Below are 12,303 nucleotides of genomic sequence, written 5' to 3' on the forward strand. Positions count from 1 at the left end.
CATAGAACCATAACCAATCAAGCGACATGAAGGAGGTCAATATGAAATTCGATCTGCATACCCATCACTTTCGCTGCGGCCACGCCGACGGCAATATCCGGGATTACATCGAGGCTGCGATCGCAGCAGATTTAAAGGTCATCGGGATCTCCGACCATACGCCATACTTCGGAAGCCCGGAAGAGCAGCCCTTCCCGGCCATCTCCATGGCAAAAGCGGACTTTGCGGCCTACGTGCAAGAGGTTCTGGACTTAAAACGGGAATATGAGGGGAAAATCAAGGTCCTGCTGGGCATCGAATCCGATTATTTCCCGAACCATGCCCAGGTTTACCAGCAGGCGTTATCGGCCTATCCTTTTGACTACATCATCGGCTCCATCCATCACGTCAGGGATGTCAGCATCTTCAACAAGAACCGCTGGAAGAAGCTCACGCCTCAGCAGCAGGTTGCGGATAAAGAGGAATACTTCAATCTGATCCGCCAATCCGCCCGAAGCGGAATGTTCCAGATCATTGCCCATATGGATGCGATGAAGGGCAATTATCCGCTGTTCTCCGAGATCAAGGCCGATGAAGCGATCGAGGAAACGCTGAAAGTCATCGCGGAATCGGGCCTTGCCATCGAAATCAACACATCCGGCAAAACCAAGCTGTGCGGCGGCTGGTATCCGTCGAACGCCATCTTGGAAGTAGCGCACCATCACGGCGTCGAGGTCACCTTCGGCTCCGATGCCCACAAACCGTCCCGGGTCGGAGATGAATTTGACGAAGTGGCCAAGGTGCTTAAGGAAATCGGATACACGGAATGGGTCTATTTCGAACAAAAACAGAAGGTGCCCGTACCTCTTTAACGGGGTACTCCTTCTGTTTTTTTGCATTTACATGGGTATTGGCGGCAAAATGGGCAAAAAAAGTGGACCCGTTACCGGGTCCGAAACATAATATATATTCTCAAAAGGGGGTCATGTGATAAGTTTAACCCGCGGCTGTTAGAGTTTGATAACAGGTATATTTCAATTGTGTAACAAATTCCAAGTGATCCTTTCAACTTGAAATTTTCAGATTACATATCAGATTACATATCCCGCTTTCGCTTAAACCATGGACCGCAGCGTAAGCACGGTAAGCTCCGGCTTGCATAGGAAACGAAAAGGCAGATGCGTCGTGCCGATTCCCCTGTTTACATAGAGCTGCATGCCTTGGGAACCCACGGTGTACAGGCCCTGCACGTAACGTTTGGCTCCAGGCGGCGTGATCACCTCGCCCATCCAAGGCAGGCGGATCTGTCCTCCGTGGCTGTGTCCGGATAGCTGAAGATGAAAGGGATAGACTGCCGCAGTATCTGCATAATCCGGCTCGTGCATCAGCAGCAGCTTGAACATGCCTTCAGGCAGATCCCGAATGGCAGCTTCCGGATCCGGCGTTCCCCAGATGCCATCGTCCAAGCCCGCAACGGCGAAGACGGCACCCTCCCGCCTAATCTTCACGGCGTCGTTGCGCAGCACCTGAAACCCGGCCTCCTCCTCCAGAGCAATCAGCTTCTTCACGTCCCCGTAATCATGGTTGCCTAATATAGAGAATAAGCCTAACGGTGCTTTCAGCTGAGCGAGCGGTTGAATGGCAGCCCTCATATCTTCCGCATTACCGTCCACCATATCTCCCGTAAAACAGATCATATCCGGTTTTTCATGATGAATGGCTTGCACCACGCGGGCCGCGTTGTCCGCCCCTGCATGAAAGCCCAGGTGCAAATCGCTAAACTGGACGATCTTCATGCCATCAAAAGCCTTGGGCAGCGAAGGAAACGTTAGCGTGTGTCTCGCAATATCCAATTGACGAGGCTCCCATAACGACGCATAAGCACCGCCAGCAAGGCCAGCTCCGGCCAAGACGGAAACGCCGATCTTCAGAAATCGGCGGCGCGACATCCTCTTCTGTTTAAGTTCTCGCTTCGCCTCGCCGCCGGCTGTACCCTGGGGCATCTCCGAGGATAGATTTCTCATAGGGGGACATCCTCCTATATAATAATGAAAGAATTCAAGTATTAACGCTCTTATGTTTATTCATATACATGAAATAACAAGAGAAAGGGGTTTATGTATGACTGTTAACGATTCGATCGCAGCCATAGTTTCGGCACAGCGGCATTTTTTTCATAAAGACATCACCAAGGAAGTGGATTTCCGTCTCCAGCAGCTGACCAAGCTGCGCCAAATCCTGATTGCCAGAGAGAACGATATCATGGAGGCGCTGCGCAGGGACCTGAACAAGAGTGAACAGGAAGCCTTCACGACCGAGATCGGAATCGTCTACAAAGAACTCTCCTTTATCATAAAGAATTTGAAGCGCTGGTCCAAGCCGCAGCGCGTCAAAACCGCGCTGACGCATGTGGGCAGCAAGGGAATGGTCTATCCCGAGCCCTATGGGACGGTTCTGATTATCGCTCCCTGGAATTATCCTTGGCAGCTGGCCATCTCTCCGCTGATCGGAGCCTTGGCCGCCGGAAACACGGCCATTGTGAAGCCATCGGAACTGACGCCTAACGTATCCGCACTCATTACGGCCATCATGAAAGAGACGTTTGAGCCGGAATACGTGGTTTCTGTAGAGGGAGGCCCCGAGGTTAGCACGAGCCTGCTGGAGCAGCCTTTGGATTATGTCTTTTTTACCGGCAGCACCCACGTCGGCAAAATCGTCATGGAAGCCGCCGCCAAGCAGCTGACACCGGTAACGCTGGAGCTCGGGGGCAAGAGCCCTTGCATCGTCCACGAGGATGCGCCCCTTGCCCTGGCGGCTTCGCGTATCGCATTCGGCAAGTTTACGAATGCAGGCCAAACGTGCGTCGCTCCCGATTATGTGCTCGTGCACAGCAAGGTGAAAGAGAAGTTCATCGCGCATCTGAAAGACGCCATCACTTCATTCTACGGCGAGACCCCGCTAACCAATCCCGATTATGGGCGCATCGTTTCGGAGAAGCATTTTGACAGGCTTTCCAACTTTCTGGACAACGGAACCCTCCGCCACGGCGGGGGCACGTCGCGGGATAAATTGCTCATCGAGCCCGCCGTGCTGGACGATATCACCTGGGATATGCCGATCATGGAGGAAGAAATCTTCGGCCCGCTGTGTCCGATCTTGACCTATGAGGATCTGCACGAGGCGGTCCAAGCGATTCAAGCCCGTCCCAAGCCGCTCGCGCTTTACCTGTTTACCGAGAATGAAGATGTACAGGATTACGTGCTCTCCTCGGTTTCTTTTGGCGGGGGATGCGTCAACGACACGCTGATGCACCTGGCAACCCCCTTTCTTCCGTTCGGAGGCGTCGGCGAGAGCGGGATCGGCTCGTATCACGGGGAATACAGCTTCCACACGTTCTCCCATAGAAAAAGCGTGCTTAAGCAAACCAACCGGTTTGATTTTAAATTCCGTTATCCTTCCAAGAACGGGCTGGGCATTTTAAAAAAGCTGATGAAGCCTTAGCTTTCATCCAGCTTTCGCTTTCCTGCCCCGTTAGCTATAACTAATAAAGGCGCACCGTTGTCGGCGCGCCTGTTTCACTTGGATGAATGTTTTCTGCGATGCGGCATATTGCCCTTTGTCTTCACTTCGCCGCCCTCCGTCTCCAGTCCGTCGTCGCCGGGCTTAAAGATCCGGCGCAGCGTCCCCAGCATGGACAGCGCATAAGCAACGGTAACGAAGCTGAAGGCAATCTCCAGCACCACGACAAGCCGGGACGTATTATCGACAGGGGCTACATCGCCATACCCGACCGTGACAAACGTCGCCATGCTGAAATACAGGAAGGTAATGAACTGGCTCAGCAAATCCTGACCGAGGTTTTCGCCTTCGAAGGAAACGCCTCCGAACAGCTTATAGATCGACATATACACCACCGTGAAATATAGAATGCACATCCCCGCCGCCATGCTGATCCGAACCAGGGTCGTTTTCATATCGACATGCTGATGGACAGAGTCTGCAATCTTATCGAAGATATACAGCACATAGAAAATAACGGAACATAATGAAAACAGCAGGATCAAGGCTCGCATGCCGCCTTCGCCGGGCACGACATGCATGAGATCAATCCAGCCGAGCAAATCCTCGACCGATATCAGGACATAAATAAGCAGCGGCGCCAGCAGCAAAGGCCTGCTGGACCACTTCTTGTCCATGCTGTAAAACATATAGATCAACGACAGCAAGCCCGCCAAATTGAGCAGCCACATCCACCAAGACATCTCTAGTCCCTCCTTGAGGCCCGCAACCCGCAGGCCGTGCCATTACGTCCTATTACCCTCGAAACGGCACCTCTGCACCTGGAGGTCATTGGCAGCTTGGCAGCTGGCAAGAGCTGACTTTAGTCCTGGTCGAAGTCTGGATATCTTGTGCTGCGTCGCTCAACACTCGCCTGCGGTAATTCCGAAAGCTTGTGCGATGCGCCGCTAACATTTAACGGTTCTTCTCCATCCACGACACGGCATAATCCACCATGGCCCGCTGTTCAGCCAATATGCAGTCGGCTTTTCCTACGCGTCCATGGATATACGCATCGGGGCACTGCGCTTCGAACGAAGCCCCTAACGCCTCGAAGTCGTCCGAATGATAGTTGATATCCTGAAACGCCTCCCACACTGTCACTCCCTGCACCCTGCGGACTGGCGCGTGGGCGGTGACCGCCTCCTTGCCCTTCCAATTCGCGCGGTATTCACTGAGGTGGAACGACGTATTGTTGCCATAACCGCTGCCCAGCATTAGCACGAACGCGCCCGCCTCATACAATCGTGCCAGCGGAGAAGCTTCGCCTAAGCTATGGTCCAGCGGATGGGATTGCATTAGGTCCCTGGCCTCCCTGCCGCGTGCCGCAAACGAAACATGCGGATGAGCGCTTCGGATAACCCCTTCTTGTTTACGGAACACTTCCGGAATGATCCCCATCCCCGAAGTGACCGTCAGATCCGGATCATAGGGCGGCATGCCCTCGCGAATCAGATTCCACCATTTTGGATCGGCCGGCGGATTTCCCCATGTCTTTGGATCGGTTAAGTTCGCGGATTGGGTCGGCATCACCAGCGTCCCTTCTTCCCCCAGCACGTCTTCGAGTGCCAGTATGACGGCCTCCGGACCGCCGACGATCCACCCGCCCACACTCTTGAGCGAAGAATGGACGAGCAAGGTCATGCCCTTCCGGACGCCCAAAGCGGCCAAATCATCGCTAATATCCTTTATCGTAATCGGTCTTTCTATGATCAAGTGACTCACCTCAGATTCAATTCGAAGATTTCCTATCCTATGAAAAAACACATAAATTATAGCACACAACAAAAAGCGCCTGTACCGAAGCCCATGCCCCGGTCAGACGCCTTGGTATTGAAGTTAACCGATTAAACGCCAAGCCAGCGCTTAAACAGGTGTTTGGTCGTATCCTTGTTCATTTCCGCAATGGACGTTGTCAGCGGAATGCCCTTCGGACAAGAACGCACGCAGTTCTGCGAGTTGCCGCAGCCCTCGATGCCTCCATCCTGCATCAGCGCTTCCAAACGCTCCTCCTTGTTCATCTCGCCTGTCGGGTGAGCATTGAACAAGCGAACCTGGGAGATCGCGGCCGGTCCGATAAAGTCCGTTTTTTCGTTGACGTTCGGACAAGCCTCCAGGCAAACGCCGCAGGTCATGCACTTGGACAGCTCGTAAGCCCACTGACGCTTCTTCTCCGCCATTTTGGGGCCGGGACCAAGGTCATAGGTGCCGTCGATCGGAATCCACGCTTTCACGCGCTTGAGGGCCGTGAACATGCGGCTGCGGTCGATCACCAAGTCTCTCACGACCGGGAACGTCTTCATCGGCTGAATCCGAATCGGCTGCTCCAGCTTATCGATCAAGGCCGCGCATGCTTGGCGCGGCTTCCCGTTGATGACCATGGAGCAAGCTCCGCACACTTCTTCCAGGCAGTTGGAGTCCCAGCATACGGGTGCGGTGGTTTGGCCCTGCGCATTTTTGGGATTGCGCTGAATTTCCATCAGCGCACTAATGACGTTCATGCCGGGACGGTACGGAATTTCGAATTCCTCGGTATAGGACTTCGTCTCCGGATTGTCCTGACGTGTAATGATAAATTTAACGCTCTTTGAGGCAGCTGCCGTTTGAGACATCGTAAATCCCCCTTCCTTCTTACTTGTCTTTCGAATAGTCGCGAATCCGCGGCGGGATTAAGGAAACATCCACTTCTTCATATGAAATCTGTGGTCCATCCGGCGTCCAGGTTGCTTTGGTTGTCTTGAGGAAGTCTTCATCGTTACGATCCGGGAATTCCGGCTTGTAGTGAGCGCCCCGGCTTTCGTTCCGGAGAAGCGCACCCAGCGTCATGGCCTCGGACAGCTCCAGCATGTTCCACAGCTGACGCGTGAACGCCACGCCCTGGTTGTTCCAGCGGGAGGTATCCGTCATATTGATATTGCGGTAACGCTGCTTCAATTCCTTGATTTTGCCGATGGTTGCTTCGAGCTTGTCATTGTAACGAACAACCGTCATGTTGTTGGTCATCCATTCACCGAGCTCTTTATGGATCACGTAAGCATTCTCGGTTCCTTCCATCTTGAGCAGGCCTTCGTACTTGGTGGTTTGCTCTTTCGCTGCGCGGTCAAATACCGTGGAGGAAACATCCTCTGCGGATTTCTTCAGGCCTTTGACGTATTCGATCGCTTTCGGTCCGGCCACCATGCCGCCGTAAATGGCGGATACCAGGGAGTTGGCTCCCAAACGGTTCGCGCCGTGATATTGATACTCGCATTCGCCGGCTGCGAACAGCCCTGGAATGTTGGTCATTTGGTTGTAATCGACCCACATGCCGCCCATGGAGTAATGGACTGCCGGGAAGATTTTCATCGGGATTTTGCGCGGATCGTCGCCCATGAATTTCTCATAGATTTCAATGATGCCGCCGAGCTTGACGTCCAGCTCTTTCGGATCCTTATGGGAGAGGTCCAGGTAAACCATGTTCTCGCCGTTGATGCCGAGTCCCATATCAACGCAGACGGAGAAGATTTCGCGCGTAGCGATATCGCGCGGCACCAGGTTTCCGTAAGCAGGGTATTTCTCTTCGAGGAAATACCAAGGCTTGCCGTCTTTATAGGTCCAAATCCGTCCGCCTTCGCCGCGTGCCGACTCGGACATCAAGCGGAGCTTGTCGTCGCCCGGAATGGCCGTCGGGTGAATCTGGATGAACTCGCCGTTCGCATAATGAACGCCTTGCTGATACACCGCACTGGCCGCTGTTCCCGTATTGATAACCGAGTTGGTTGTTTTTCCGAAAATAATGCCGGGACCGCCGCTGGCGAGAATGACGGCTTCAGCCTTGAACGACTTGATCTCCATCGAGCGCAGATCCTGGGCGGCAATACCGCGGCATACGCCTTCGTCGTCGATGACCGCATTCAGGAACTCCCAGTTCTCGTATTTGGTCACAAGCCCCGCGGTTTCCCAGCGGCGAACCTGCTCGTCAAGCGCGTACAGCAGCTGCTGGCCGGTGGTCGCGCCGGCAAACGCCGTACGATGGCGCTTCGTTCCGCCGAAACGGCGGAAATCGAGCAGGCCTTCCGGCGTGCGGTTAAACATAACGCCCATGCGGTCCATCAAGTGGATGATGCCCGGCGCCGCCTCGCACATCGCTTTGACCGGAGGCTGATTCGCAAGGAAGTCGCCGCCGTAAACGGTATCGTCAAAATGCTCCCAAGGAGAGTCACCTTCACCTTTCGTATTTACGGCTCCATTGATGCCGCCTTGCGCGCACACGGAGTGAGAGCGTTTAACGGGTACAAGCGAGAATAGATGAACGTGAGCGCCTGCTTCCGCCGCTTTGATGGTTGCCATCAGCCCGGCGAGGCCGCCGCCCACTACGATAATATTAGATGCCATTTTTCGTTCACTCCCCTTTAACTTAAGACTGTCTTAACTACGTCGATCGCTGCCGTCGCCGCCTGGAATTCGGAACCGCGGAATGCTGTCATGGCAAGAACGAACAGCACGCTCATCAATACGAACAAGCCCATGCAGATGTAAGTGGATACCTTCTGCGCGCGCGGACCGACGGTGATGCCCCAGCTGACGAGGAACGCCCACAGGCCGTTAGCGAAGTGGAAGGTAGCGGAAACAACGCCGATGACGTACAGAATAAACAGAACCGGATTGTTCATGATGCCGTGCATCGTCGCGCCCAAATCGTCATGCGTGATTTTGCCGATCATGATTTGGAAGCGCGTATCGTACATATGCCAGATGACAAAAACGAACGTAATAACGCCGGTGATCCGTTGGATGGTGAAGCGGATGTTCCGTTCATAGTTGTAGTTGCCCACGTTGTTATTCGCCTGGTAAGCGATGTATAACCCGTAGACGCCGTGATATAGCAATGGCAGCCAGATCAGGAACAGCTCGAGGAAAAAAATCAGCGGCATGCTGTTCAAAAAATGCACCGCGCTCGCGAAGCCTTCCTTCCCACCCTCGAAAGCCTTAAAGTTGGAAATCATATGGCTGAGCAAAAATGCCCCAAGCGGTATGACACCGAGCAAAGAATGCAGCTTTCTGGAATAATACCCTTTCATCAGTTGACGTTCCCCTTTCCAATGTACAGCGTTTTCATTTTCAATCTTTCCTATTTTCAGAACAATTACACTTCCCCTGCCCTAAAAGAGGTTGTTCAAAAAGCCTTGCAACGACAAAAAGTTGCCTATTTCAGCAATCGTGTGAACAACTTGTGTCATGTTTCATGTTACTCCTTTTTTTCTTATAATGGAATTGCAATATAATTATTAATCGTTATAATCTATACGCATAAGCAACGTTTTGCACGCATGTCTATTTTAATAGGAGGATTTCCATGTTCGAAGAACTGGACGTGTTCGCCGTCGTCGTGGAGCAATCCAGCATCAATCAAGCCTCCAAGCTGCTCAACCTGTCACAGCCGGCCCTGTCCCGAAAAATAGCCAAACTGGAGGACCAGCTCGGACTGCAGCTGTTCAACCGCCGCGGCAAAAGGCTGGAGCTTACCTCAATTGGGCAGATTGTGTATACCTTCGCCCTGGAGCAGCGCCAGCAGCAGATCAAATTCTTGCAGACCTTGGCCCATTACCGGGAAGGGGACCAAATCTCGATTAACCTGGGCGCCAGTCTGACCACGCTGCAGACCACCCTGCCCCCGCTGGTCAATGCCTTCATGGAGCGTCATCCGTCAGCCGAAATCAAGCTCATCACCGGCAAGACCCATGAAATCGTGTCTTATGTAAGGGATAAACGGGTCGATGTCGGCATTGTTGCTTCATCCATCAACCAGCCGGGCTTGAACTGCATCCCGCTGTTCGATGACCATCTGGAGCTTGTCATCCCGTCTTCACATCCGCTGGCGGAAATCGAGGATGTGGGCATCGAACAGCTTCAAGGCTTGCCAATGATCATATTTTCGACCGGAACCTGGTACCGCAAGCTGACGGACGATCTGTTTCACCGCTGGGGCATCATGCCCGATATCCGGATGGAGATCGACTCCTTCGAAGCGATCGTCAGGCTGATCCCGACCTGCAAGGCGGCCGCGCTGCTGCCCAAATCCTATCTGAGGCCGCAGCTGCTGTCTGATAACGGGCTCGTCGACATTCATATTCCGGCACTCATCGAAACCCGGCGAACGACTTCGCTGATCTACGGTCAAGCCTCGGAGCTGAGCAAGGCGGCCAGCCGCTGGATCGAAGAAACGGAGATCCTGTTCCGCAAGCTGGAGGAAGATAAATCGAAAAAAAACTGACGATATTTCGCAATCGTCAGTTTTTTTCTACTATATTTATTTTTCGAGCATATTCACGACTTCGGACTCAAAGCGGTCCACGTTGTCATTGGAGCCGATGACGACCATAATGTCGCCGGAATTCACGACGTCCATGGCCGTCGGAGCAACGATAATGCCGGACTGTTTATTCAGCGCCACCACGCTGACGCCGTACCGGACCCTCGTATTAAGCTCGCTCAGCGTTTTTCCGTCCATGCAGTCCGTGACCGTCATCTCCACAATCAGATAATCCTTGGATAATTCGATATAATCAAGCAGGTTTGGCGTCACGAGCTGGTGCGCTACCCGGATCCCCATATCCCGTTCGGGAAAGATGACCCGGTCCACGCCAAGCTTCTCCAGCGCCCGGCCGTGCAGCACCGATATCGCCTTGGCAACGACCATCGCGACACCCAGCTCTTTCAACAGGATGGCGGAGAGGATGCTCATCTGAATGTCGTTCCCGATCGCAACGATCCCGCAGTCGAAGTTGCGGATGCCAAGCGATTTAAGCACTTCCTCATCCGTCGCGTCCGCCACCACCGTATGCGTCAGCAGCTCGCTCATGTCCTCGACGACCTCTTCGTTCCGGTCGATGCCGAGCACCTCATATCCCTGTTCCATCAGCTCCAGCGCCAGACTGGCGCCAAATCGCCCCAAACCGATGATTGCAAATTGCTTTGGTTTCATGTCTCTCCTATACCCCTTATCCAATTATCATTTTGCCTTCCGGATGACGATATAATTCTTTACCCTTTTTCGGCCCCAGTGCATAAGCAAGCGTCAACGGCCCCAATCGACCCGCAAACATCGTAAGGCTGATCAGGATCTTGCCGAACACGGTCAAATCGGGCGTTAAGCCCATGGAGAGACCTACCGTACCGAAGGCGGATGTCGTTTCGAATAGAATCTCCAGGAAGTCCCCTTCCTCTGTCGTCGACAGAATCATCGAGACGGTTAGAACGAGCAGCAGGGCCAGCAAGGCAATGGTCAGTGCCTTCAGCACCCGCTCCTGGGCCAGGCGATAACGGAACATGACGATGTCTTCCCGCCCGCGCATCATCGCGATGACCGCCCCTACCATAATGGTAAAGGTCGTGGTTTTGATGCCGCCGCCGGTTGACCCTGGAGATGCTCCGATAAACATCAGGATGACGATAAAAAATTGCGTTGCCTGTCTGAGCCCCGTAATATCTATAGTATTCGCGCCCGCCGTACGCGGCGTTACGGATTGGAATAACGCGCCGAAGAATTTTCCGCCCCAGTTCAGGGAACCCAGCGTTCTCGGATTGGTAAATTCAAATATGAGAATGACGATAAATCCGACCGCAAGCAAGGCAGCCGTCATCGTGAGCACCACCTTGGAGTGCAGGGAGAGCCTCCGCTGTTTTCGATAATCGATCAGATCGGACAGCACAATAAATCCAATGCCCCCGGAAACAATCAAGAACATCACGACGAAGTTGACTACCGGATCGTATACATACCCGGTCAAACTCCGAAAATCGCCAAACAAATCGAAGCCGGCGTTGTTAAACATCGTCACCGCATGAAAAACACCGTAATAGATCGCCCGGCCCAGCGGCATATCAAACGCCCAACGAATCGATAAAATGACTGCGCCGCAGGCCTCGATGACGAGGGAGTACAGCAATACTCTGCGTATCAGCCTTACGATGCCTTCCATCGAGGACTGATTCATCGCTTCCTGTAAGATTAGACGGTCTTTGAGCGATATGCGTCTTTTTCAGAACCAAGGCGAATAAAGTAGCCATCGTCATGAATCCGAGCCCGCCGATTTGAATCAGCAGCATGATCACGACTTCTCCGAAGGAACTGAATGTCGTTCCCGTATCCACCACGACCAGGCCCGTTACGCACGTTGCCGAGGTCGAAGTGAACAAGGCGTCAGTAAATCCAAGCGGTTCGCCCGTCGTCGTCGAGATTGGCAGCATTAACAGCCCGGTCCCGATGAAGATGATGGCCGCAAAACCAAGCACGAGAATTTGAGGCGGAGACAATGTAAGCCAGTTTAATTTAGCGTTCAATCGGACACCTTCTTTAAAAAAATCAACGAAAAAAGACACTGGAAAACGCAGTGCCTTTCGGTCTGGTTCCTGTGCAACAGCCTACGAGGTTAGCTGACGGATTCGGGCATTTCCACAGGTCGCCCTATTCATTATTCCGGGAATAATGAAATTCACCCCAATTACATGGTTCCCCCATTTTCATTACGAAATTCGGCTGGAATATTCGGTTCCTTCAAGCATGATGTGATTATAACTCAATCCGTTACGTAACCCAATGCCGTTTTTCGCCCGAAATATCTTTAAAAGAGCGCGAATTGGGCATATTCAAGAATACAAGCGTAGGGTTCTCTAACGTTTTCGAAACCTTTCATTCATTTTCATCGATTTATTTCAATATTCCGATAATTGGGATAAGCTGCTTATGGCTTTCATACTATGTTATATTGACTCTATGCGTTCTTA

Annotated in this window: 10 protein-coding genes, 1 pseudogene and 1 riboswitch; of the genes and pseudogenes, 3 read left to right on the plus strand and 8 right to left on the minus strand. The window is 52.8% G+C overall.

Annotated elements, in window-relative coordinates; genetic code table 11:
- Positions 1–41: 41 nt before the first annotated feature.
- On the plus strand, positions 42–851 hold the full coding sequence (locus tag P0X86_RS27905) for a histidinol-phosphatase (RefSeq protein WP_090908850.1): 810 nt from the start codon (positions 42–44) through the stop codon (positions 849–851).
- Between the two features lie 243 nt (positions 852–1,094).
- Here P0X86_RS27905 and P0X86_RS27910 read toward each other — a convergent pair whose 3' ends face one another.
- Positions 1,095–2,003, minus strand: a complete 909-nt coding sequence (locus P0X86_RS27910; RefSeq protein ID WP_192570603.1) for a metallophosphoesterase — start codon at positions 2,001–2,003, stop codon at positions 1,095–1,097.
- Between the two features lie 97 nt (positions 2,004–2,100).
- On the opposite strand from P0X86_RS27910, the gene P0X86_RS27915 reads away from it, so the two are divergent.
- Complete coding sequence (locus P0X86_RS27915; protein ID WP_277747025.1) at positions 2,101–3,480, plus strand: aldehyde dehydrogenase; 1,380 nt, start codon at positions 2,101–2,103, stop codon at positions 3,478–3,480.
- Between the two features lie 74 nt (positions 3,481–3,554).
- On the opposite strand, the gene P0X86_RS27920 is transcribed toward P0X86_RS27915, so the two are convergent.
- From P0X86_RS27920 to P0X86_RS27940, 5 genes are all read right to left on the minus strand, one after another.
- Positions 3,555–4,241, minus strand: a complete 687-nt coding sequence (locus P0X86_RS27920; protein WP_277747026.1) for a potassium channel family protein — start codon at positions 4,239–4,241, stop codon at positions 3,555–3,557.
- 211 nt (positions 4,242–4,452) lie between these two features.
- Complete coding sequence (locus tag P0X86_RS27925) at positions 4,453–5,253, minus strand: AAC(3) family N-acetyltransferase (RefSeq protein ID WP_277747027.1); 801 nt, start codon at positions 5,251–5,253, stop codon at positions 4,453–4,455.
- A 131-nt stretch (positions 5,254–5,384) separates the two neighbouring features.
- Positions 5,385–6,149, minus strand: a complete 765-nt coding sequence (gene sdhB / locus P0X86_RS27930; RefSeq protein ID WP_076324823.1) for a succinate dehydrogenase iron-sulfur subunit — start codon at positions 6,147–6,149, stop codon at positions 5,385–5,387.
- A 19-nt stretch (positions 6,150–6,168) separates the two neighbouring features.
- Positions 6,169–7,911: a succinate dehydrogenase flavoprotein subunit gene (gene sdhA, locus P0X86_RS27935; protein WP_015737404.1), complete on the minus strand. Its 1,743-nt coding sequence runs from the start codon at positions 7,909–7,911 to the stop codon at positions 6,169–6,171.
- A 17-nt stretch (positions 7,912–7,928) separates the two neighbouring features.
- Positions 7,929–8,597, minus strand: a complete 669-nt coding sequence (locus P0X86_RS27940) for a succinate dehydrogenase cytochrome b558 subunit (RefSeq protein ID WP_015737405.1) — start codon at positions 8,595–8,597, stop codon at positions 7,929–7,931.
- A 275-nt stretch (positions 8,598–8,872) separates the two neighbouring features.
- On the opposite strand from P0X86_RS27940, the gene P0X86_RS27945 reads away from it, so the two are divergent.
- Positions 8,873–9,790, plus strand: coding sequence for a LysR family transcriptional regulator (locus P0X86_RS27945; RefSeq protein ID WP_015737406.1), 918 nt, complete (start codon positions 8,873–8,875; stop codon positions 9,788–9,790).
- 36 nt (positions 9,791–9,826) lie between these two features.
- On the opposite strand, the gene P0X86_RS27950 is transcribed toward P0X86_RS27945, so the two are convergent.
- Positions 9,827–10,501 (minus strand): potassium channel family protein, encoded by a 675-nt coding sequence (locus P0X86_RS27950; RefSeq protein WP_009592874.1) that lies wholly within the window; start codon positions 10,499–10,501, stop codon positions 9,827–9,829.
- A 16-nt stretch (positions 10,502–10,517) separates the two neighbouring features.
- Positions 10,518–11,859 (minus strand): annotated as a pseudogene (locus P0X86_RS27955) (TrkH family potassium uptake protein).
- Between the two features lie 63 nt (positions 11,860–11,922).
- Positions 11,923–12,067: riboswitch (cyclic di-AMP (ydaO/yuaA leader) on the minus strand.
- Positions 12,068–12,303 lie beyond the last annotated feature (236 nt).

The sequence above is a fragment of the Paenibacillus sp. BR1-192 genome, from assembly GCF_029542445.1.
GTDB classification, from domain to species: domain Bacteria; phylum Bacillota; class Bacilli; order Paenibacillales; family Paenibacillaceae; genus Paenibacillus_AQ; species Paenibacillus_AQ lautus_A.